The sequence below is a fragment of the Clostridium sulfidigenes genome (assembly GCF_000732635.1).
Taxonomy (GTDB): Bacteria; Bacillota; Clostridia; order Clostridiales; family Clostridiaceae; genus Clostridium_J; species Clostridium_J sulfidigenes.
Genome location: NZ_JPMD01000006.1, coordinates 40,289 through 62,459 on the forward strand (window position 1 = coordinate 40,289; position 22,171 = coordinate 62,459).

General features: G+C 32.8%; 18 protein-coding genes, 2 pseudogenes and 1 riboswitch. Of the genes and pseudogenes, 1 reads left to right on the forward strand and 19 read right to left on the reverse strand.

Annotated elements, in window-relative coordinates:
* Positions 1-225 precede the first annotated feature (225 nt).
* From gltA to IO99_RS03795, 9 genes and pseudogenes are all read right to left on the reverse strand, one after another.
* A complete protein-coding gene (gltA, locus tag IO99_RS03760) occupies positions 226-1,608 on the reverse strand; it encodes an NADPH-dependent glutamate synthase (protein ID WP_035130485.1) in 1,383 nt (460 codons plus the stop codon).
* Entirely contained in the window at positions 1,608-2,471 is an 864-nt protein-coding gene (locus IO99_RS03765) for a sulfide/dihydroorotate dehydrogenase-like FAD/NAD-binding protein (RefSeq protein WP_035130488.1), read from the reverse strand. Before IO99_RS03765 ends, gltA begins: the two co-directional genes overlap by 1 nt.
* Positions 2,472-3,070: 599 nt before the next feature.
* A complete protein-coding gene (locus tag IO99_RS19790) occupies positions 3,071-3,457 on the reverse strand; it encodes a 3-hydroxyacyl-CoA dehydrogenase family protein (RefSeq protein ID WP_423219415.1) in 387 nt (128 codons plus the stop codon).
* Positions 3,437-3,939: pseudogene (locus IO99_RS19795) on the reverse strand (3-hydroxyacyl-CoA dehydrogenase NAD-binding domain-containing protein); the annotation flags it as partial. The gene IO99_RS19790 and the pseudogene IO99_RS19795, both read right to left, overlap by 21 nt.
* Before the next feature lie 239 nt (positions 3,940-4,178).
* Positions 4,179-5,186 carry an electron transfer flavoprotein subunit alpha/FixB family protein gene (locus IO99_RS03775; RefSeq protein WP_035130491.1) on the reverse strand — a complete coding sequence of 336 codons (1,008 nt, stop codon included), beginning with the start codon at positions 5,184-5,186 and terminating at the stop codon, positions 4,179-4,181.
* Positions 5,187-5,210: 24 nt separating this feature from the next.
* Positions 5,211-5,996, reverse strand: a complete 786-nt coding sequence (locus IO99_RS03780; protein WP_035130493.1) for an electron transfer flavoprotein subunit beta/FixA family protein — start codon at positions 5,994-5,996, stop codon at positions 5,211-5,213.
* Between the two features lie 13 nt (positions 5,997-6,009).
* Positions 6,010-7,149, reverse strand: a complete 1,140-nt coding sequence (locus IO99_RS03785; RefSeq protein WP_035130496.1) for an acyl-CoA dehydrogenase — start codon at positions 7,147-7,149, stop codon at positions 6,010-6,012.
* 36 nt (positions 7,150-7,185) lie between these two features.
* Positions 7,186-7,965 carry a short-chain-enoyl-CoA hydratase gene (locus IO99_RS03790; protein WP_035130499.1) on the reverse strand — a complete coding sequence of 260 codons (780 nt, stop codon included), beginning with the start codon at positions 7,963-7,965 and terminating at the stop codon, positions 7,186-7,188.
* Positions 7,966-8,209: 244 nt separating this feature from the next.
* On the reverse strand, positions 8,210-8,860 hold the full coding sequence (locus IO99_RS03795) for a redox-sensing transcriptional repressor Rex (protein ID WP_035130502.1): 651 nt from the start codon (positions 8,858-8,860) through the stop codon (positions 8,210-8,212).
* A gap of 448 nt (positions 8,861-9,308) precedes the next feature.
* Here IO99_RS03795 and abc-f point away from each other — a divergent pair.
* A pseudogene (gene abc-f, locus IO99_RS03800) lies at positions 9,309-11,223 on the forward strand (ribosomal protection-like ABC-F family protein).
* A gap of 115 nt (positions 11,224-11,338) precedes the next feature.
* Here abc-f and pdxT read toward each other — a convergent pair.
* The 10 genes from pdxT to kal form a co-directional block, all read right to left on the reverse strand.
* Positions 11,339-11,959, reverse strand: a complete 621-nt coding sequence (pdxT, locus tag IO99_RS03805) for a pyridoxal 5'-phosphate synthase glutaminase subunit PdxT (protein ID WP_242844082.1) — start codon at positions 11,957-11,959, stop codon at positions 11,339-11,341.
* Positions 11,928-12,806: a pyridoxal 5'-phosphate synthase lyase subunit PdxS gene (pdxS, locus tag IO99_RS03810; protein WP_035130505.1), complete on the reverse strand. Its 879-nt coding sequence runs from the start codon at positions 12,804-12,806 to the stop codon at positions 11,928-11,930. Before pdxS ends, pdxT begins: the two co-directional genes overlap by 32 nt.
* A 292-nt stretch (positions 12,807-13,098) precedes the next feature.
* Positions 13,099-13,887 (reverse strand): lysine 5,6-aminomutase subunit beta, encoded by a 789-nt coding sequence (kamE, locus tag IO99_RS03815; RefSeq protein ID WP_035130508.1) that lies wholly within the window; start codon positions 13,885-13,887, stop codon positions 13,099-13,101.
* Entirely contained in the window at positions 13,887-15,443 is a 1,557-nt protein-coding gene (kamD, locus tag IO99_RS03820; protein ID WP_035130511.1) for a lysine 5,6-aminomutase subunit alpha, read from the reverse strand. The genes kamE and kamD overlap by 1 nt, the downstream gene beginning before the upstream one ends.
* Positions 15,433-16,911, reverse strand: a complete 1,479-nt coding sequence (gene kamC / locus IO99_RS03825) for a lysine 5,6-aminomutase reactivase ATPase KamC (RefSeq protein ID WP_035130514.1) — start codon at positions 16,909-16,911, stop codon at positions 15,433-15,435. Before kamC ends, kamD begins: the two co-directional genes overlap by 11 nt.
* A 1-nt stretch (position 16,912) precedes the next feature.
* Positions 16,913-17,938 carry a lysine 5,6-aminomutase reactivase subunit KamB gene (kamB, locus tag IO99_RS03830; RefSeq protein WP_035130517.1) on the reverse strand — a complete coding sequence of 342 codons (1,026 nt, stop codon included), beginning with the start codon at positions 17,936-17,938 and terminating at the stop codon, positions 16,913-16,915.
* A gap of 22 nt (positions 17,939-17,960) precedes the next feature.
* Positions 17,961-19,211 carry a lysine 2,3-aminomutase gene (gene kamA / locus IO99_RS03835; protein ID WP_035130520.1) on the reverse strand — a complete coding sequence of 417 codons (1,251 nt, stop codon included), beginning with the start codon at positions 19,209-19,211 and terminating at the stop codon, positions 17,961-17,963.
* A 71-nt stretch (positions 19,212-19,282) separates the two neighbouring features.
* The gene (gene kdd / locus IO99_RS03840) at positions 19,283-20,320 is read right to left on the reverse strand and encodes an L-erythro-3,5-diaminohexanoate dehydrogenase (RefSeq protein ID WP_035130522.1); all 1,038 of its coding nucleotides are present in this window, start codon (positions 20,318-20,320) and stop codon (positions 19,283-19,285) included.
* Between the two features lie 111 nt (positions 20,321-20,431).
* Positions 20,432-21,256 carry a 3-keto-5-aminohexanoate cleavage enzyme gene (gene kce / locus IO99_RS03845; protein ID WP_035130524.1) on the reverse strand — a complete coding sequence of 275 codons (825 nt, stop codon included), beginning with the start codon at positions 21,254-21,256 and terminating at the stop codon, positions 20,432-20,434.
* Between the two features lie 70 nt (positions 21,257-21,326).
* Positions 21,327-21,707: a 3-aminobutyryl-CoA ammonia lyase gene (gene kal / locus IO99_RS03850; protein ID WP_035130526.1), complete on the reverse strand. Its 381-nt coding sequence runs from the start codon at positions 21,705-21,707 to the stop codon at positions 21,327-21,329.
* A 153-nt stretch (positions 21,708-21,860) separates the two neighbouring features.
* Positions 21,861-22,032: riboswitch (Lysine riboswitch) on the reverse strand.
* Positions 22,033-22,171 lie beyond the last annotated feature (139 nt).

Below are 22,171 nucleotides of genomic sequence, written 5' to 3' on the forward strand. Positions count from 1 at the left end.
ACCCTACTTTCCTATTAATTAGTCCTAAACTTCAGAGAAGCTAAGAACTCTGTTTATTATAGTTTTAGTCATAAATCTATGACTCCAAAAATTTCTTTAAATGTATTAGAAATCTACTAGTTTTCAGTTTCATTATACTATATTTATCATATAAAAAAGCCATATTTTAAAGAATTTCACATAACTTTAAAATATGGCTTGATTTTATTAATTCTGCTTTTAAAATTACTTACTTAATTGCTCATCAATAGCTTTAGCAGCTTTTTTACCAGCTTCCATAGCAAGTATAACTGTAGCTGCACCTGTTACAGCATCTCCACCAGCATATACTTTTTCTTTTGAAGTAAGTCCTGTTTCTTCCTCTGCAACTATGCATTTATATTTATTAGTTTCTAAGCCTTTAGTTGTAGCTGGAATTAATGGGTTTGGTGAAGTTCCTAGTGACATGATAACAGTGTCACAGTCTAATGTAAACTCAGAACCTTCTATTACTTGTGGTCTTCTTCTTCCAGATGCATCTGGCTCTCCAAGTTCCATTCTTACACATTTCATTCCTTTAACCCAACCATTTTCATCCCCAAGGATTTCTGTAGGATTAACTAATAAATCAAGGATAACTCCTTCTTCTTTAGCGTGATGTACTTCTTCTACTCTAGCTGGAAGTTCAGCTTCACTTCTTCTATAAACTATATGTGTTTCTGAACCTAGTCTTAAAGCTGTTCTAGCAGCATCCATAGCAACGTTACCGCCACCAACTACTGCAACGCATTTACCAGATTTAATTGGAGTAGCATACTCATCTTTAAATGCTTTCATTAAGTTATTTCTAGTTAAGAATTCATTTGCTGAGAATACTCCATTTAAGTTTTCTCCTGGAATTCCCATAAACTTAGGAAGTCCTGCTCCTGATCCTATAAATACAGCATCAAATTTTTCATCATTCATTAATTCATCTATTGTAACTGTTCTACCAACAACTACATTTGTTTCTATTTTAACTCCTAATTTTCTTAGGTTGTTTACTTCATGTTTAACAACGGTATCCTTTGGCAATCTGAACTCAGGAATTCCATAAAGTAAAACTCCACCTGGCTCATGTAAAGCTTCAAATACAGTTACGTCATAACCCATTTTAGCTAAGTCTCCAGCACAAGTTATTCCTGATGGACCTGATCCAATTACAGCAACTCTCTTATCTTTCTTTTGAATTTCTTGTGTTAAATCTACGTTGTTATTTCTTGACCAGTCAGCTACAAATCTTTCTAATTTACCTATAGCTACTGCCTCACCTTTTATTCCAAGAACACATTTGCTTTCACATTGTAATTCTTGAGGACAAACTCTTCCACATACTGCTGGAAGTGCTGTATATTTATCTAAAGCTTTTGCAGCCTTTTCAAACTCTCTTTCTTTTACATGATGAATAAACTCTGGTATATCTATTGCAACTGGACATTTAGATACACATGGTTTGTTTTTACAATTTAAACATCTAGAAGCTTCTTGAACTGCTTCTTCTTCAGTGTAACCAAGACAAACTTCTTGAAAGTTAGTTGCTCTTACCTTTGGATCTTGTTCTTGTATTGGAGTTCTTTTCATTCTATCCATTAGTTATTTCCTCCTACTTTGCATCCTTTTTGTATAGAATCCTTTTGTATTTCTTCTGTCTTATACATAGTTGTTCTTTTTAATGCTTCATCGAAGTTTACTTTATGTCCATCAAATTCTGGTCCATCAACACAAGCAAATTTAGTTTCTCCATCAACAGTTATTCTACAAGCACCACACATACCTGTTCCATCAACCATGATTGGGTTCATACTAACTATTGTTTTTATACCTAATTCTTCTGTTAATTTACATACAAATTTCATCATTATCATTGGTCCTATAGCAATTACTGTATCGTATTTATTGCCTTCTTCAACCAAAGATTTTAATCTATTAGTAACCATTCCTTTAAATCCATAGCTACCATCATCAGTTGCTACATAAACATTGTCTGCAACATTTTTCATATCTTCTTCTAAAATAACCATTTCTTTATTTTTAAATCCCATGATTACGTCAGCTTTAATTCCGTTTTCATGTAACCATTTTACTTGAGGATATACTGGTGCAGCTCCAACTCCACCTGATATAAACATTATTTTTTCATTTTTTAGCTTATCTTTGTCTTCTTCTAAAAGCTCAGAAGGCATCCCTAAAGGTCCAACAAAGTCAAAGAAAGAATCCCCTTCTTCATATTGTTCCATAGCTTTTGTAGTACATCCAATTGTTTGTACAACTATTGATACTGTTCCATTTTCTACATCTGTGTCACATACTGTTAAAGGTACTCTCTCACCCTTTTCATCCATTCTTATTATAATGAATTGACCTGGACGAGCTGATTTAGCTACTCTTGGAGCTAAAATCTTCATCATAAATATTGAAGGTGCCAAAATTTTCTTTTCAACAATTTTATACATAGTACTTTCCTCCGTATTTTAAACATATTTTGTTTTTATATGAATTTAATATTTCACCATTTTAATTCATATCCTTTGCCAAATATAATATTATACTATTTTCATTGAAATTTATATATGAACATTAGATATTTATTTAACATAGTGGCTACAAACGCAAAAATAAACAGCGCAATAATGATAGGATTCTTTACCACATTACACTTGTCCAATAAACTAACTTAAATCTCCATATATCCTTAAATAATACGACTTAAATCCTTTACATGAATATACATTGTGTCGGTTACACTTATATTTTATAATTTTATTTAATTATAGTCAACCATATAGTAAATTAAATATTATAAATTTTCAAGCAAATAAATCCATTTTTTATAAACATCCTCTTGAATTCCAGTTATTCTTTCAAACTTCTGGTGATTCCATTTAAACTATACTCCTTTTATTTTTAAAAATCTACAATAAATTATAAAATGCATTGTTATAATTTTATCTATCTTTTATTTTTTTAATTATATTTAATTTATTTTCACATAAAGAAAAGAGTAAAGATAAATTACTCTTTACTCTTTTGCTGTAATATTTTTATGATATTATTATTTACTATAATCGAAGAATCCTTTTCCAGTTTTTCTTCCTAATTGTCCAGCTCTAACGAATTTTCTAAGTAGGCTGTGTGCTCTGTATTTTGAATCTCCAGTTTCTTTATATAATACATCCATGATTGCTAAGCAAACATCTAGTCCAATTAAGTCACCTAAAGCAAGAGGTCCCATTGGATGATTTGCTCCAAGCATCATAGCTTTATCTATATCTGCAGCACTTGCAATACCTTCTGCATAGATGCAAACAGCTTCATTTATCATAGGTACTAAAATTCTGTTTACTACAAATCCTGGAGCTTCTTCTACTTGAACTGGCTCCTTAGATATGTTAATAACTAATTCATGCATTGCATCATATGTTTCTTGTGATGTTCCCATTCCTTTTATGATTTCTACAAGTTTCATAACTGGAGCTGGGTTAAAGAAGTGTAGTCCTATAACTTTATCAACTCTCTTTGTAGCAGTAGCAATTTCAGTTATAGAAAGTGAAGATGTATTTGTAGCCAGGATTGCTTCTGGTTTACAGATTTCATCTAATTCTTTAAAAATTTGTTTTTTGATTTCCATGTTTTCTACTGCAGCTTCTATTATTAAATCTACATCATCTAATAAGCTTAATTCTGTAGTTCCACTAACTCTTGATAAAATTTCTTCTGCTTGTTCTTCTGTTATTTTACCTTTTGTAGCAAGTTTTTTAAATATTTTTTTCTATCATTCCAAGACCTTTTTTGTACGAATTCATCCTTTATATCTCTAACTATTACCTCATATCCTTTAGCGGCAAAAGCTTGAGCTATTCCTGATCCCATTGTACCTGCGCCTAAAACACATATCTTTTTCATATTAAACACTCCTAACATAATTTTGTATTATGGATTATAGACTATTACAAATCTATATTACCACATTTTTATATATTTATATTTATATTTATCAAAAATAACTCAATAAATATAAATATATGTATACAATTTTCAACGAAATTAGACTTTTATTCAATATTTAACAAATGAGGGGTATATACATCTCCGTATATCCCCTCATCTTATGTTAATTAGTGTACTATAAAATTCAATTAATCTAAAGTCTTATAAATTTACTATTTGTTCATCTCTTTATATTGAGCTATCATTTCTGGAATAACTTTAGCAAAGTCTCCTACTAAAGCTACGTCAGCAGCTTTCATGATTGGAGCATCTGAATCTTTGTTAATAGCTATGATGTAGTTAGAATCTTGCATTCCAGCTAAGTGTTGGATTGCTCCAGAAATTCCGCAAGCTATATATATAGTAGGTCTTACAGTTTTTCCTGTTTGTCCTACTTGAACTGCTTTTTCTACCCAGCCATTATCAACAGCTGCTCTTGATCCAGCTAAAGTTCCTCCCATTACGTCTGCAAGTTCTTGAAGTAAAGCGAAGTTTTCTTTACAGCCAACTCCTCTTCCTCCTGAAACTACGATATCAGCTTCAGTAATGTCTACCATTTCTTTTACTGATTTAACAACTTCCATAGTTTCTGTTCTTATATCAGAAGCTGATAATTGAACGTCAAATTTTTCAACTTGGAAAGCTCTGTTTTCATCTTTAGCTAACTTTTCGAAAACTCCAGGTCTTACTGTAGACATTTGTGGTCTATGATCTCCACAAACGATTGTAGCCATTAAGTTTCCACCGAAAGCTGGTCTTGTCATTAATAAGTTGTTGTTTTCTGGATCTACATCTAGAGATGTACAGTCAGCTGTAAGACCTGTTGAAAGTCTTCCTGCAACTCTTGGTCCTAAATCTCTTCCAATGAAGCTAGCTCCAATGAATAGGATTTCTGGTTTTTTAGCGTTTACAACTTCGTTTATAACTTTTGTATATCCATCAGTTGAATAGTGAGTTAGTAACTCATTGTCGCATACTAATACTTTATCTGCTCCAAAAGCTCCTAATTCTTTAGTCATTTCTTCTATATTTTTATGTCCAAGTAATAATGCTGTAAGTTCTACTCCTAACTTGTCAGCTATTTCTCTTCCTTTTCCTAATAATTCTAAAGCAACCTTTTGTAATTCTCCGTCTCTTTGCTCTGCAAAGACCCATACACCTTTATAATCTGCTATATTCATGGTAATTTCCTCCTTAACTATATCTTAGATGAAGTGTTTTTCTTTTAGTTTTGAAAGCGCAATTGAAGCTGCTTCTTTTGGTGATACTTCAAATATTTCACCTTGTCCTTTAGCTTCTTTAGTCATTGATTTTTTAACCTTTGTAGGTGATCCTTTAAGACCAAGTAGGTTAACATCAACGTTAATGTCTGCTACAGTCCATACTTTAACTTCTTTTTCTTTAGCCATTGCGAATATGTTTTTAATGTTCATATATCTTGGCACGTTTAAAGTTTCGATTGCAGTTAATAGAACTGGAGTGTTAACTCTGATATTTTCATATCCATCTTCCCAAGCTCTTCTTACGTTTAATACGCCTTCTTTTTCTTGGCTAACTGCTTCAACATAAGTTATTTGAGGCATTCCTAAGTGTTCAGCAATTTCTGGTCCAACTTGTGCAGTATCTCCATCAATCGCTTGTCTTCCAGCGAATATTATATCATAATCTAAGTTTTTAATAGCTGCAGCTAAAGCGTGAGATGTAGCTAATGTATCAGCTCCAGCGAAAGCTCTATCTGTAACTAGTATAGCTTCGTCTGCTCCCATTGCTAATGCTTCTTCTAAAGCTACTTTTGCTTGTGGAGGTCCCATTGTTATAACAGTTACGTGTCCACCATAAGTATCTTTTAATTGTAAAGCTCCTTCTAAAGCGTTTTTGTCATCTGGGTTTATTATTGAAGGAACACCATCTCTTATAAGAGTTCCTGTTTTTGGATCTATTTTAACTTCATTTGTATCTGGTACTTGTTTTACACAAACAACTATTTTCATCTTTCACTACCTCCTATTTCAATATGCTTCCTGCGATAACCATTCTTTGAACTTGAGAAGTTCCTTCGTAGATTTCAGTTATCTTAGCATCTCTCATCATTCTTTCAACTGGATATTCTTTAGTGTATCCATATCCACCAAATAATTGAACAGCCTTAGTTGTAACATCCATAGCTACTTCTGAAGCATATAATTTAGCTCTAGCAGCATCTACTGAGTATGGCATACCCATATCTTTTTTGTATGCAGCTTTGTATACTAAAAGTCTAGCAGCTTCTATTTGAACATCCATATCAGCAACCATCCATTGAAGTCCTTGGAATGCTGCTATTGATCTTCCGAATTGTTTTCTTTCTTTCATGTAAGCAACAGCTTCATCTAAAGCTCCTTGAGCTAGTCCTAAAGCTTGAGCTGCTATACCAATTCTTCCTCCGTCAAGAGTTTGCATTGCAACAGCAAATCCTTTTCCTTCTTTTCCAAGTAAGTTTTCTTTTGGAACTATGCAGTTTTCAAATACTAATTCAGTAGTAGATGATGCTCTTATTCCTAACTTCTCTTCAACTTTTCCTATTGAGAATCCTGGGAAATCCTTTTCAACTATGAAAGCAGATATTCCTCTAGTTCCTTTTGATTTATCAGTCATTGCAAATACTACGAAGATATCCGCAACTCCACCGTTAGTTATGAATATTTTTGAACCGTTTAATACGTAGTGATCTCCTTCAAGTACAGCTGTTGTTTGTTGTCCAGCAGCATCAGTACCTGCGTTTGGCTCAGTAAGACCAAATGCACCTAGTTTTTCACCCTTTGCAAGTGGTGTTAAATATTTTTCTTTTTGCTCTTGAGTACCAAATTGATATATTGGTGCTCCACATAAAGAAGTGTGTGCAGAAACTATAACTCCTGTAGTTCCGCAAACTTTAGAAAGTTCTTCTACAGTCATAGCATAAGATACGTTGTTTCCACCTGCTCCACCGAATTCAGTTGGGAATGGAATTCCTAACATGTTGTATCTAGCCATTTGCTCTACGTTTTCCATTGGGAATCTTTCTGTAACATCTATTTCAGCTGCTATAGGTTTTACTTCATTAATAGCAAACTCCCTTACCATTTGCTTTACAAGTTCTTGTTCCTTAGTTAATGAAAAATTCATTATAATACCTCCTACTTATACGATTATCTATTTCGATTATCTATTCTTAAAATTCTTGTCTCTCTTTTCAACAAAAGCTGTCATACCTTCTTTTTGGTCTTCAGTAGCAAAACACATTCCAAATGCTTCAGCTTCATATAATACTGCACTATCAATATCCATTTGCAAGCCTCTATTGATAGCCGCTTTACATTGGCTTATAGCTATAGGAGCATTCTTAGCTATTTTATTAGCCATAGCTTTTGCTTCATCTAAAAGTGTCTCTGGTTCTACTACCTTGTTTACTAATCCAATTCTTAAAGCTTCTTCAGCATTGATCATGTCACAAGTGTAAATTAATTCTTTTGCAATTCCTTCACCTACAAGTCTTGATAACCTTTGAGTTCCGCCAAACCCAGGAGTTATTCCAAGCCCTGCTTCTGGTTGTGCAAACTTAGCTTTAACTGATGCAATTCTAATATCACAAGCCATTGCAAGTTCACATCCACCACCTAATGCAAAACCATTAACTGCAGCTATAACAGGTTTTTCAAGTTTTTCAATTTTTCTAAAAACCCCATTCCCAAGAATACCAAATTCTTTACCTTCTATAGCATTCATTTCTTTCATTTCTGAAATATCAGCTCCAGCAACGAAAGCTTTACCTTCTCCTGTAAGAATAACTGCATAAATTTCTTTATCCCCAGAAATTTCTTGGATAACACAATCAATTTCTTTTAAAGTTTCTGTGTTTAAAGCATTTAATGCTTTAGGTCTGTTTAGTTTAACTAAAGCCACATTTCCTTCTTTTTCCAAGACTATGTTCTTATAATCCATGTTCAAAATCCCCCATGCAATTTTTCAGGTGTTAGCCGCCATAAATCGTTATTAATTTAACAAAAATAGTGATTAAGGTTCTAATACCTTAATCACTATTATAGACTGTTTATAATTCTTTTTCAACCTAATTTATATTTTATTTATGTTTTTTAATGAATCTTTTTACTTAATTCATATAATTAAATTCAAAAAATTCCTGACAATACAAATTTTAAGAAATTCGTATTGTCTTTTTTTAGTATTATAGGAATTCTTCTTCTTTTTCACGCTCATTTAATAAGTAACTTAAAGTCATTAAACTTTCATTAAGATGTACATTCTCTACAATGACATCTTCGCTAACCTTTAGATCTATAGGTGCAAAATTCCATATTCCCTTTACGCCATTCTTTGTTACCACATCTGCTACCCCTTGAGCTCTATTTTTAGGAACACAAATTATAGCTATGTTAATCTTTTCTCTCTGTAAGAAACCATCTAACTCATCCATATCTCTAATTTCAATATCTCTTATTTTAAGCCCAATAAGTTTTACATTTACATCAAAAATACCTTTAAGATTAAATGCCATCTTATCAAAGGTTGTATAATTGGCAATTGCTTGACCTATATTTCCAGCTCCAATTATTACAGTGTTATACTCTTTGTTAAGGCCTAATATAACAGAGATTTGATATAATAATTCCTTAACATTATATCCATAGCCTTGTTGACCAAAATCTCCAAAACAATTTAAATCCTGTCTTATTTGTGAAGCTGTAAACCCAATTCTTTCACTTAGTTCTTTAGAGGATATTCTATCAACTTCATTTTTATCTAATTCGCGCAAATATCTGTAGTACTTAGGTAGCCTTTTTATTACAGCCATAGAAATGCTTCTTTTCTTCTCCACCTCTTATCAACTCCTTATATATATTCTTTATATATTTCTTATTTATTCTTTTTGTCTTTTATTTTCATGCTTTTTCATACTATAATTCTCTATTAAATATTATCTAAAATAACTATTCTAATCTCATATTCAACGGAGGTTTTATTCATATAGATATTATACTATATTACCATTGATTTGTTATATATTTTTTAATAAATAAACTATAATGCTATATTGTACATTTAAAATACTTTATTGTATATATAAATTATAAATTTTTTTAACTTTTTATTATAAATAATATATAAAATCTCACAAACTTAATTTTTATACCAATTTTACTTTTCTTTGTATTATATATAACAATGTTTCCTATTACTCACAATACCCATTACTCCACTGTACTATACAAATTATTTTAAATTTCTAACTTTCATGTTAAAATGCTAGTAGGACGGTGAAATAAATGATAGTTTTAAGTTGTAAAAACATAAGTAAATACTTCGGAATAGATATGATTTTAAAAGATATTACCTTCAACATAAATGAAGGTGAAAAAATAGGATTAATAGGTGCTAATGGTGCAGGTAAATCAACCCTATTTAAAATTTTAACCAACCAAATGGAATATGATAGTGGTGAGCTATATATAGATAAATCAAAGGAACTTGGATATCTTTCTCAAAACCTTTCTCTAGATTCAGATAATACCATATATACTGAACTTCTTTCCGTGTTTAAGTCACTGATAGATATGGAGGAAAGATTACACAATTTAGAAGAGAAGATGAAGGAACCTTATGATGCTGCTAAAGAAGATTATCACAATAAGATTATACGTGATTATACTACTTTAACAGAGGTTTACGAAAATCGTGGTGGATACACTTATAAAGGTGAAATTAGTCGTGTACTTAAAGGCCTAGGCTTTACAGAAGTTGATTTTGATAAATCCATATCTATATTAAGCGGTGGTCAAAAGACTAGAGTTGCTTTATGTAAGCTCCTTCTTAGAAAACCTGAAATTTTGCTTCTAGACGAACCTACAAACCATCTTGACCTTGATGCAATAGAATGGTTAGAGAACTACCTTAAAGAAATTAAAGGCACAATTATAGTAATTTCCCACGATAGATTCTTCTTAGATGCTATCACCAATAAGACCATAGAACTCATAGGTGGAACTGCACAGTGCTATAACGGAAATTATACAGCCTTTATCGACCTTAAAGAGAAAAATAAAGAAGTGATGCAGAAGGCTTACGATCTTCAACAAGCAGAGATTAAAAGACAAGAAGAAATCATAACTAAGTATAAGTCCTTTAATCGTGAGAAAAGTATAAGAGCTGCTGAAAGTCGTCAAAAAGCCTTAGATAAGATAGAAAGAATAGAAGCACCTATTAAAGATGCAAAGGCTTCAAAAATAAAGTTTGAAACACAAATAAAAAGTGGTAATGATGTTCTTTATGTAGAAAATTTAAGTAAAAGTTTTGGTGAAAAACTTCTATTTGAAGGTTTAAATATGGATATTAAACGTGAAGAAAAAATTGCTCTTATAGGTGAAAACGGTCGTGGTAAAACTACTTTATTTAGAATAATCATGGATAAAATACCTTCAGATAATGGGATTAAGGTATTAGGTAAAAACGTATTTGTTGGATATTACGATCAAGAGCAATCTAATTTAAACTTTAATAAAACTATTTTAGATGAGGTATGGGATGATTTTCCTCATATGACTACCACTGAGATACGATCGGCTCTTGCAGCCTTCTTATTTACAGGGGATGACGTATTTAAGTCCATATCTACCCTTAGTGGTGGAGAGAAATGTAGAATTAATTTACTAAAACTAATGCTTTCTAAAGCTAATTTTCTTCTTCTAGATGAACCTACAAACCACTTAGATATTGTCTCTCGTGAGGCCTTAGAAGATGCAATCTTAAACTATGATGGCACAATAATTCTCATATCCCACGATAGATACTTCTTAAATAAAATTATAAACAAAATCTTTGAACTTAATGAAGATGGAGTGAAGGAATACTTAGGCAACTATTCCTATTACGTAGAGAAAAAGAAAAACCCGTTAAGGTTTGAGGATATAGAGGAAGGTTCAGGGATTACTAAGACTCAGTTAAAGCTAGATAAAAAGAAAAAACGTGAAGCTGAAAAAGCTGAAAAAAGAAAAAGCTAATATTCTTAAAAACATTGAAAATAAAATAGCAGCTACTGAGGAATCTCTTGAAGGGCTTCAAGGGCAGTTATGCCTTGAAGAAGTCTATTCAAACCCTGAAAAAAGCATAGAAATAAATAAAGAAATACAAAAAACTGAAGAAGAACTTCAAAACCTATATGATCAATGGGAAGAACTAGCTTAGGAACTTCTTCAAAATAAATTAAACTAAATAAATGCTGAGGATGCACTTATATTATTAAAGTACATCCTCAGCATTTTATATAAGATTAATGATTTATTTTGCAAAAGCTCATTATTTATTTTAATCTATCTTTGCACATGTTGTAAAAATACTTATGCATTGATAAGTCCTTTGTTAACTCTGGATGAAATGATGTTGCTAGCATATTGTTTTCTCTGCATGCTATTATTTTTTCATCTAAGCTACATAGCACCTTTACCCCTTCATGCGCTTTTTCAACGTAAGGAGCTCTTATAAATACTAGAGGTATTTTTTCTTCACTGACACCTTCCACTATTTCATCTGTTATAAAGCTGTCTAATTGAGAGCCATAGGCATTTCTTCTTACCTCTATACCCATAACACCTAAATGGTTGTAATCACTTCCTAGGATGGATTTAGCGAGAATTATCATACCTGCACAGGTTCCCCATACCGGCATCCCACTTTCAATTTTGCTTTTTAGTGGAGATAGCATGTTAAAATCCCTTAATAGTTTTCCTATGGTAGTGCTTTCTCCTCCTGGAATTATAAGGCCATCTATATCCTCTAGGTCCTTCACATTCTTCACTCTTAAGGCTGTGGCTCCACTTATATTATTAATCTTATCTACATGTTCTATTACAGCTCCTTGTAAATCTAGTACGCCTATAGTTATCATAGTACTACCATCCTCTTGATGCATATAATTTGCCATCTGGTATATCCTTAGTATTTATACTGTCCATAGGTTCTCCTAAGTCCTCAGAAACTTGTGATAAGATTTCAGGATTATTATAGTTTGCTACAGCATGAACTATAGCTTTAGCTCTTTTTTCTGGATCTGCTGATTTAAATATACCAGATCCAACGAAAACTCCATCACTTCCAAGTTGCATCATTAAAGCTGCATCAGCTGGCGTAGCTACTCCACCGGCAGCAAAGTTAACTACTGGTAGTCTTCCATGGTTGTGAACATAAACTATTAAATCATATGGTGCACCCATTTCTTTAGCTATAGTCATAAGCTCTTCCTTCGGTGTGTTTTGCACTTTCCTTATTTCACTCATCATAGTTCTCATATGTCTTACAGCTTCTACAACATCTCCAGTACCAGCTTCTCCTTTAGTTCTTATCATGGAAGCTCCCTCACCTATTCTTCTTAGTGCTTCTCCTAGGTTTCTAGCTCCACATACAAAAGGTACATTAAATCCTTTTTTATCTATGTGAAATAAATCATCCGCTGGAGTTAATACTTCACTTTCATCTATATAATCAATCTTAATGGCTTCTAATATTTGCGCTTCTACAAAATGACCTATTCTTACCTTTGCCATTACTGGAATAGATACAGCCTCTTGAATTTCTTTTATCATCTTAGGATCTGACATTCTAGCAACGCCACCTTGCTTTCTAATATCAGAAGGCACACGTTCCAAAGCCATTACAGCAACCGCTCCTGCTTTCTCTGCAATTATAGCTTCCTCAGCATTAACTACATCCATTATTACTCCACCCTTTAGCATTTCTGCTAGGTTTTTGTTTAACTCTGATCTTGTATTCATTTATATTCCCCCTACAGTATAGCACAAAATTGTATGTACATTTTGTATCTATTAATTTAATCTTTACAATACAATTATTCCATAAATGTCATATTAAATCAATACAATTTCTTAATTTTAGTTATTTTATGTTATTTGTATGGATACAATATAAAAAAGTAGAATGAATTTCTTCATTCTACTTATATACCCTATAATTTTATTTCACGTAACCCTTTTAGTTTTTTATCCCTATAAACTAAATATATATATAAACATTAAACTAGACTTTTAAACATTAAACTTTTTTAAATTAAACTAACTTTCTTTCAACTATTTCAGTTACTGCAAAGCTAGCAACGTCATCTGCATATTTTCCTGGTCCGAATCCTGCATCGTATCCTAATTCTTTAGCAAGTTCGTGAGTTATTCTTGGACCACCACAGATTAATACAACTTTATCTCTTAAACCTTCTGCCTCTAATAACTCTACAAGGTTAGTAAGGTTTTGGATGTGTACATCCTTTTGTGTAACTGTTTGAGATACTAGAAGAACGTCAGCTTTTAGCTCGATAGCTTTCTTAACGAACTCTTCGTTTTCTACTTGGCTTCCTAGGTTGTAAGCTTCGATACCTTTGTATCTTTCAAGACCATAGTGACCAGCGAAACCTTTCATGTTCATGATAGCATCGATTCCAACTGTGTGAGCGTCTGTTCCTGTTGAAGCTCCTATGATAACTACATCTCTTCCGATGTGCTCTTCAATGTATTCTCCAACTTCTGACATAGACATAGTATCTACTTCTACAGTTTGAACATGAATTTCTTCATAATTAACAGTATGAGTTAATGAACCATATACTACATAGAATGTAAACTCTTTATCTAGTGCTCCGTGATGAGCAACGTTCGGATCTTTAAGTCCCATTGATTTTGCAAGTTGAATAGCAGCTTCTATTCCTCTTTCATCATCTTTAACTGGTAAAGTAAGACTCACTTGAACCTTTCCATCATTCATAGTATCTCCGTAAGGTTTAAGCTTAGTTAGATCTAAATTAGTATCGTAATCTCTAACTTCTGTTGAATATAATCCACCACTCATTATCTGTCTCCTCCTAACATTAAATCTATAAATGGGTTGAAGTAATTAGCTTCCTTCTCAACAACTCCATCTAATCCTTTTCCTCCGTTTAGAGGTCTCTTAATACCTGCAAATTTACCTTGCTCTAAAGTACTGAATAAACCTTCTTTTTCTATTACAGATAATAGATCAGCAGCTTTTCCTAGAACTTCATCAACTCTTGTTTCCATTATTCCACCTTTTTTGAAAGTGATTTCAGAACCAAGGTCTTTCATTGTATGGAATATATATTGCGCATTATCAATAGATAGTGCTCTATCACTCATAAATGGAGTGTGTATAGCTTCTGTTAACATTCCTAATAAGTGTAATTTTTGGCTAGTCATTATTGTAACCATGTTAAATAATGCATCTTGTACTTGACCCTTGAATATATCTCCAGTCATGAACTTAGTTGGAGGCATGTATTTAAGTGGTGCTTTAGGGAATATTTCTCTAGCCATTTGTGCTTGAGCAAGCTCATATAGGAATCCATTTTCAACATTTGGGTTTATTTCAAATGCGTGTCCTAGACCCATTTGCTCTTCTGGAAGTCCTGCAACTAAAGCAAATTGCTCATTGATGAATTGAGAAGCAAGCACTGTGTGAGCTTCTTCAACAGCATCAGCAGTTGTTAAGTAGTTATCTTCACCAGTGTTGATTATAACTCCTGCAAAACCATTGATTACTCTTGAGAAGTATTGGTCAACTATAGTTCTTTGCATATTGATATCTCTGAAAAGTATTCCGTATAATGCATCGTTAAGCATTACGTCAAGTCTTTCCATAGCTCCCATAGCAGCTATTTCTGGCATACATAATCCTGAACAGTAGTTACATAATCTGATGTATCTTCCTAATTCTTCTCCAACTTCATCTAAAGCTGATCTCATAAGTCTGAAGTTTTCTTGAGTTGCAAAAGTTCCTCCGAATCCTTCAGTTGTTACTCCGTATGGAACGTAGTCAAGTAAGCTTTGTCCTGTTGTTCTAATAACAGCTATAACGTCTGCACCTTGTTTTGCAGCAGCTTTAGCTTGAATTATATCTTCATAGATATTTCCTGTAGCAACGATAACATAAAGGTATGGACCTGTTTTATCGCCGAATTTTTCAAGGTAAGCTTCTCTCTCGCCTCTGTTAGCTTTGATTGTAGCTACCATGTTTTTAGCAACTTTTTCAACTGCCATTTTTATTTCAAACATATCTTTCATAGGTAGTTTAGTTAAATCTAATTCATTTTTAGCTACTTTTTCTGCTATTTCTTGTGGAGTTAATCCAGTGTTAACCATAGCATTACCTACTAATACAGCAACTCCAACAGATAATCCGTTTCCAGCTTTAATGTTTTCTACAACTACGTTTGGTAGTGGTACTCCAAATTCATCTACGCCATCTATACCTAATAATCTACATACAGTTCTTTCTACAGCTACTGTAGTATGTCTGTCTATGAACTTTTGAGTGTCTTGAGCTATATTCTTTGATGATTCTCTAGCTTTAGCAACTAGATTTAAATCTAAATTTAATTTACTTTCCATTGTACTCCTCCTCATAATATGTTTTCGCTATATTCACTATGTCTTTTTCTAATCCTAATAGCATCGCTATATTTAGCGCATCCTTAGGTACTTGATTTGTCTTAGATACTCTTTCAAGTTTATATTCCATATGCTCTTGGATAATTTCAACTGAATGAGTCTTATTAAGATCAATCTTATATTTTAGTTTCTCAAAGTCTATATTTTTTAGTCCTACAACTTGATAATGAACCATAGGTTCTTCTACCACACCATCATAATGGGTAGATATTATGCTAGCAGTGTTAAATTTTTGTAGATAATTTGCAAGAGATTTTACAAGGTAATATCCTTCTTTAGGGTTTGTTCCCCTAGCGAACTCATCAAGAGCCACAAATCCATCTCCACGTTTTACACACTCTACCACTTCTTTTAATTTAATTATCTCAGCTCCAAAAGTGCTTAATCCCTTAGATATAGATTGCATATCGTCTGATACAAAATGAATAAAATCTAATACTGGATAAGTTGCTTTTTTTGCAAATACAAAGAAGCCCAATTGTCCAAGAAATAGGTTTAAAACAATAGTCTTTAATGCTACACTCTTTCCTCCCATATTAGCTCCAGTTATCACCGTAGTTCCCCCATGAAGCTGTATATTAACAGGAGAGAATGCTTTTCCTTTTTTCTTAAGGATCGCTTCAATTTCAGGATTTATTCCATCCTCTATATCAATATTCATCTCTTTAACTATGTTAGGTTTAACACAATTGTATTTAATAGCAATGCTTGCCTTTGCCATTAATAAATCTAAAATACCTACCACTTTTAAATTTTCTGATATATATCTACTAAAGGAGGACAATTTAGAAGTAAGTTCTTTTCTAATATGTAACTCTTCTTCTTCCTCTTGAATAACAATATCTAATCGCTCTTGTTTTAACTTTTCAATAAGACCTTCATCATTGCAAGAAAAAATTGCTTTTTCCTTTTCACCTTTTAGTTTTCTTATCTGAGAAAGTTTTTCACTATATTCTTCATAAATATAGAATGTAGATAAACGTTTTTTACTTGGGTCTAATATATCTATTACTTCTTCTAGGGAATGAAGCTTAATTTTACCTACAGATAAATTAATATTATCTAAGACTAATTTAAGCTCTTCCAAAAGCATAGATACATATTTAACCTCATAAAGTTCAACTTCATCTAATATTTCTACCTTCTCTGCTCTTCTTAATGTATTTCTTATATCTTTAATCTTGTGTAGAAGTCTTACTATATCGTTAAACTCATCATGATATTCATTCATATGACCTATCATCAGCTCAACGTTAGTAAGCTCTTCTACCAATTTATCATACTCATTAATTCTAAAAGGCTTTATCAGCTTCTTTTCCTCAGTACCATAAGGAGTTATTATACCAAGCTCATCCATGATAAAGGAAAACCCTATTTGAGCCCTTTGTTCATTATCTAAAAACTTCATATTATTTCCCCCCTAATACATCAAATACTGGAACATTGACAGCTTCTCTAAGACCTTTTAAGAATTCATCCTTTGGAAATTCATATCCATAAGGTGATTTTGGATTTGAAGTTATGCAAACCACAGTTATCTTATTTAGGACCTTTATGACCCCACCTTGCCTATGGAATCTATAAAGGCTTTCACTACTAATAAATAGCTTAGTACCATCTTCCACAAGAAAAGTTATATCTTTATATAGGTTAGTAGAAGTCATGATATTTTTAATAAGTTTGTCAGAAACTGCACCTTTAATAACTACATGGGATACTTGTTCACTCAAAGCTTCTACAATTTCTTTTGAAGCTTCTAGGGCAGTTAAAACCTCTAGTACTTTATAGGTACCATCCTTATAAATGATGCCTACAATTCCTGAATCACATATTTTTGTTGCGACATTTAAAATAGACCTATCTTGCTCATGGGGTAAACTTAATAGATCCATAGTATGTTTTGTCTCACTTATGACGGTCTTCATACTTCTTGATAGAGCGGCTCCTGTAGATAACACTGTAGCTTCTGTTATGGCGGGTGAAGCAAAGGTCTTTCTACTTAAAGCTCCATCTACTATTACAAGATCACACTGAAGACTTAATAATTGATCTTTTATATTGGTCATATATGAATTCACGGAAGGTCCTCCTAAATCCACATAACCATCACTTAAGGCTTTACAAATAACAACTTCTCCCATAGGAGTATTTATTCCTGTAGTTCTTACAATTTCTCTTGTGAAATCACTATTTAAAAGACATTGTTTGGCTGTAGCAATCACAGTCCCCTTTTCAATATATATCTTAGGTTTCTCTGTAGCCGTAACCCTGTCTAACTCTTCACCATCTCTCCCTATAGAAGTTAGGCCAAGGGACACAGAGCCCCTAGCCTCCTTCAAGATATGGTTTAAAGTCGTAGTTTTTCCCACATTTTTATTCATACCTATAATAGATACACTTTTATATGGTTTCAATAACTTTAAAATTTCATTCATTAAGATCACTTCTAACTATATTCTAGTGAGCGTGTCTTTCGTTTCTTTCTAATCCTGTTGGTTCTAAAGCAAGTTTTTCACCGTTTAATAATCCAGCAACTCCAACTTTATGAACTGATTTCTTACCTGTACAAACATCACAAGTACATCCTGGAGTGTAGTTTGTTGGCTCAGAGTAAGTAGTTATAACTCCTTCAAAGTTTCTAAGTATTACTTTATCATGGCTTTGAGAAATTACATAGTTTGGCATAACTGGAGTTTTTCCACCGCCGCCTGGAGCGTCAACAACGAATGTTGGTACGCAGTATCCAGAAGTATGTCCTCTTAATCCTTCAATTATTTCGATACCTTTAGAAACTGGAGTTCTGAAGTGCTCTAGTCCTAATGATAAGTCACATTGATAGATGTAGTAAGGTCTAACTCTGATTTTAACTAAATCGTTAACTAATTGTTTCATTGTGTGAACACAGTCATTTACTCCTCTTAGAAGTACTGATTGGTTTCCTAGTGGTATACCAGCATTAGCCATTCTCTCACATGCAGCTTTAGACTCTTCTGTGATTTCGTTTGGATGGTTAAAGTGAGTATTTAACCAGATTGGGTGGTATTTCTTTAACATATTTACAAGTCCATCAGTAATTCTTTGTGGCATAACTACTGGTGTTCTTGAACCAATTCTGATTATTTCTACGTGTGGTATTGCTCTTAATTTGCTGATGATGTACTCAAGTACTGAATCGTCAACTAGTAAAGCATCTCCACCTGATAATAGAACGTCTCTGATTACTGGTGTTTTGCTGATATAATCTATAGCTTTATCTATTCTTTCCATTGGCATGCAGTCATCGCTTTGTCCTGCAAATCTTCTTCTTGTGCAGTGTCTGCAGTACATAGAGCATTGGTCAGTTATAAGAAGTAATACTCTATCTGGATATCTATGAGTTAATCCAGGTACTGGAGAATCTGTATCTTCGTGTAGTGGGTCTTCTAAATCTGCAGCAGATTTATGAGCTTCTAATCCTGTTGGGATAGCTTGTAATCTTACTGGGTCATTAGCATTGTTTGGATCGATTAATGATAAGTAGTAAGGAGTTATAGCCATTCTTAAAGTTTCAAGACATTTTTTAGCTCCTTCTTCTTCTTCTGGAGTTAATGGAATATACTTCTTTAATTCATCTAAAGTTTCTATTCTGTTTTTTGTTTGCCATTTCCAGTCAAACCATTGTTCATCTGTAACGTTTGGAAATAATTCTTTTCTACGAGTTGTATTCATTAATTGTTACCCCCTATAATTTCACATTTATATATATTAATTTTATTAATTAATCAATTATAATCTACGGATTAAACGTATAATTCTTGGAATATAGCTCTTAGAGTTTCGTTTTCTCTTAACTCTTGTAATGTTATTTCAGCATGTCCTTTAGTATATCCGTTTCCTACTATCATAGTTACGTCTTTACCTACACCCTCAGCTCCTAAAGCAGCTTTAGTGAATGCTGTAGCCATTGAGAAGAAGTAAACTATACCGTCATCTTTAACTGGTAATATAGTTGACATTTCTGTGTTTTGAACGTTAACTATGTTGATAGATACATCAACTTCTTCGCCGTTGTTGTTAGCTAAAGCTAAGTTCATTACGTCGATAGCTTTAGTAGCATCTCCGATAACTATTTTCATGTTTAAGTTTAATCTTCTTAATCTTGCAGCTTCTTCTTCGTTTCTAACTAAACCAATAACGTTTCCTGTTGGTCCAACTCTTTTAACTGCTTCGTAGCAACATAACATTCCTGATTTTCCTGCTGCTCCTAATAAAAGAACTGATTGTCCTGGTCTAACTAATTTAGCAACTTGAGCTGGAGCTCCTGCTACGTCTAGTGCAGCTAGTGCTAAAGTTTCTTCCATATCTTCTGGAAGTTTAGCATATAATCCGCTTTCGAATAATATTGCTTGACCTTTAATTTCTACTCTATCGATGTCTGGTTTAATATCGATGATTTCTTCTATTTTAAGTGGAGTTAATGAAAGAGATACTAATGTAGAGATTTTGTCTCCAACTTTAAGATCAGTTTTTCCTTCTAATGCAGCTCCTATTTTAGCAATTTTACCGATAAGCATTCCGCCTGAACCAGTTACAGGGTTTTGCATTTTTCCTCTTTCTCCAACGATTTCAAGGATTTTTGCTTTTATTTTTTCTACGTCATGTCCAGCTTCTTCTTCTATTTGTGTAAAGCTTGCTGAGTCAACGTTTAAAGCTTGAACGTCGATAAGTATTTCATTATCATATATTTCCATTGTATTGTCTATTTTTAAAGCTGGTTGTGGTAATACTCCTGCTGGTGTTATTACTCTGTGAGTTCCATATTTACATCCTTTTTTCATTAAAAACACTCCTTTTTACTTTAGTCTCAATAAATTTTTTTCTACTTAATTATTGTTTATTATATTTTTAATCTTATACGTTAAAAATAACTTCTTATATTATGCTTCAAATTATAAAGCTTTAAGTCCTAATATTTCTCTTGCTTCTGCTGGAGTTGCAATTTCTCTTCCTAATTCTTTAGCTATTCTTACAGCTTTTTCAACTAGGTCAGCATTGCTTTCTGCCATAACACCTTTTGATAGGTATACGTTATCTTCAAATCCAACTCTTACATGTCCACCTTCTATCATAGACATTGCAGCTAATGGGAATTCATTTCTGCCTATTCCTGATACTGTGTAAGTGCTTCCTGCTGGAATACTTTCTTTCATAAATACAAAGTCTCTCATTCCAGCACTTATTCCACCATTAACTCCCATAACGAAGTTGAAGTGCATTGGTGCTTTTATAAATCCTTTTTTATGAAGTCTGATCGCCATGTCAATCATACCTTTATCGAATACTTCGATTTCTGGCTTAACGTTTAACTCAATCATTTTGCTTCCAAATTCTTTGATTGTATTCTCTGTATTGACAAATATTTCGTCTCCACCAAAGTTACAAGTTCCACAGTCTAATGTTGCCATTTCTGGTTTTAAGTCAACTGGTTGAAGTCTTTCTGCGTTGCTCATTCCTACAGCACCACCAGTAGATGGTTGAACGATAACGTCTGGACATCTTCTTTTAATTTCAGCTATACAAGCCGCAAATCTATCTTTGTCTTGAGTTGGAGTACCATCGTCTTCTCTAACGTGAAGATGAATTATACTAGCTCCAGCCTTATAACATCTTTCAGCCTCTTGACCAATTTCTTCCACTGTGTAAGGAACATTTGGATTTTGTTCTTTAGTAACCTCTGCACCACAAATAGCTGCAGCAATTATTAACTTTTCCATTTTAAATCCCCCTTATTTAGTTAAATTTTTAACAATACTTTTGCAAGAAATCTTGCATGTGATTACTTAATTACTTTCTCTTCTTATCTTTTGGTACTACGCATATTCCAGTTGCTTTACAAACAACTATTGGCTCTTCTAAAACGTCACAAGCTGAATCGTTGATTTCAGGTCTTGGAACTATTACTTTTCTAGCTTCAAAAGTCATTTTTCTTGATGTGTTTCCAACGTGTACGATTTCACCTACAGCTTCGATATAATCTCCAGCAAATACAGGTGCCATGAATTCTACGTTTTCATAAGCTTTGAATAGACCTTCGTCTCCATCATTTTGTATTAATAATTCTGTAGCTACATCTCCAAATAATTGTAGCATTCTTGCTCCATCAACAAGATTTCCACCGTAGTGTGCATCATGTGCGCTCATTCTTAATCTGATTACTGATTTCATTTTCTTTTCCCCCTATAAAATAATCGTTTACTTTTTATTTATGTATAACTTTTTAGTATAAATATATAGTAAATAAAAAATGGCGTTGAAAATATTCAACACCATTAGATAACTAAGTTAGTTAGAACTATCAATGCAATGAATATTTTTCATTCCATAAATAGCTCTCCATATAACATGGCAGTGATAAAACCTTGTGTCTTATCCCCAAGTAATACAAAATACCTTTGCATCCTTTCGGCCTATAAACAATTCACTGTAACATCAGAGGGTATTCTCCTTAACATTTATCAGTTACCAATTTATAAGCGCCTCTACTTATGATTCAATATTAAATTTTTAAACAATTCAATATATTATTTATCATGTACCCATTATAAATCTAATATTTTAGAAATGCAATGGTTTTTTTTAAAAAAATTTTTAAATTAATATAAGTTTTTTGTAGATTTTGAATTTTACTT

Excerpts from the sequence above, each read along its gene's own strand:
- IO99_RS03765 (WP_035130488.1), bottom strand. The coding sequence starts at position 2,471 with ATGTATAAAATTGTTGAAAAGAAAATTTTGGCACCTTCAATATTTATG.
- kamB (WP_035130517.1), bottom strand. The coding sequence starts at position 17,938 with ATGAATGAAATTTTAAAGTTATTGAAACCATATAAAAGTGTATCTATT.
- kce (WP_035130524.1), bottom strand. The coding sequence starts at position 21,256 with ATGGAAAAGTTAATAATTGCTGCAGCTATTTGTGGTGCAGAGGTTACT.
- IO99_RS03790 (WP_035130499.1), bottom strand. The coding sequence starts at position 7,965 with ATGGATTATAAGAACATAGTCTTGGAAAAAGAAGGAAATGTGGCTTTA.
- pdxT (WP_242844082.1), bottom strand. The coding sequence starts at position 11,959 with ATGGCAAATTATATGCATCAAGAGGATGGTAGTACTATGATAACTATA.
- kamD (WP_035130511.1), bottom strand. The coding sequence starts at position 15,443 with ATGGAAAGTAAATTAAATTTAGATTTAAATCTAGTTGCTAAAGCTAGA.
- kamA (WP_035130520.1), bottom strand. The coding sequence starts at position 19,211 with ATGAATACAACTCGTAGAAAAGAATTATTTCCAAACGTTACAGATGAA.
- gltA (WP_035130485.1), bottom strand. The coding sequence starts at position 1,608 with ATGGATAGAATGAAAAGAACTCCAATACAAGAACAAGATCCAAAGGTA.
- kdd (WP_035130522.1), bottom strand. The coding sequence starts at position 20,320 with ATGAAAAAAGGATGTAAATATGGAACTCACAGAGTAATAACACCAGCA.
- kamE (WP_035130508.1), bottom strand. The coding sequence starts at position 13,887 with ATGAGTGGTGGATTATATTCAACAGAAGTTAGAGATTACGATACTAAT.
- IO99_RS03780 (WP_035130493.1), bottom strand. The coding sequence starts at position 5,996 with ATGAAAATAGTTGTTTGTGTAAAACAAGTACCAGATACAAATGAAGTT.
- IO99_RS03775 (WP_035130491.1), bottom strand. The coding sequence starts at position 5,186 with ATGAATATAGCAGATTATAAAGGTGTATGGGTCTTTGCAGAGCAAAGA.
- IO99_RS19790 (WP_423219415.1), bottom strand. The coding sequence starts at position 3,457 with ATGGGAACATCACAAGAAACATATGATGCAATGCATGAATTAGTTATT.
- kamC (WP_035130514.1), bottom strand. The coding sequence starts at position 16,911 with ATGAAGTTTTTAGATAATGAACAAAGGGCTCAAATAGGGTTTTCCTTT.
- kal (WP_035130526.1), bottom strand. The coding sequence starts at position 21,707 with ATGAAATCAGTAATCAGATTAAGAATGAGCGCACATGATGCACACTAC.
- pdxS (WP_035130505.1), bottom strand. The coding sequence starts at position 12,806 with ATGAATACAAGATCAGAGTTAAACAAAAACCTAGCAGAAATGCTAAAG.
- IO99_RS03785 (WP_035130496.1), bottom strand. The coding sequence starts at position 7,149 with ATGAATTTTTCATTAACTAAGGAACAAGAACTTGTAAAGCAAATGGTA.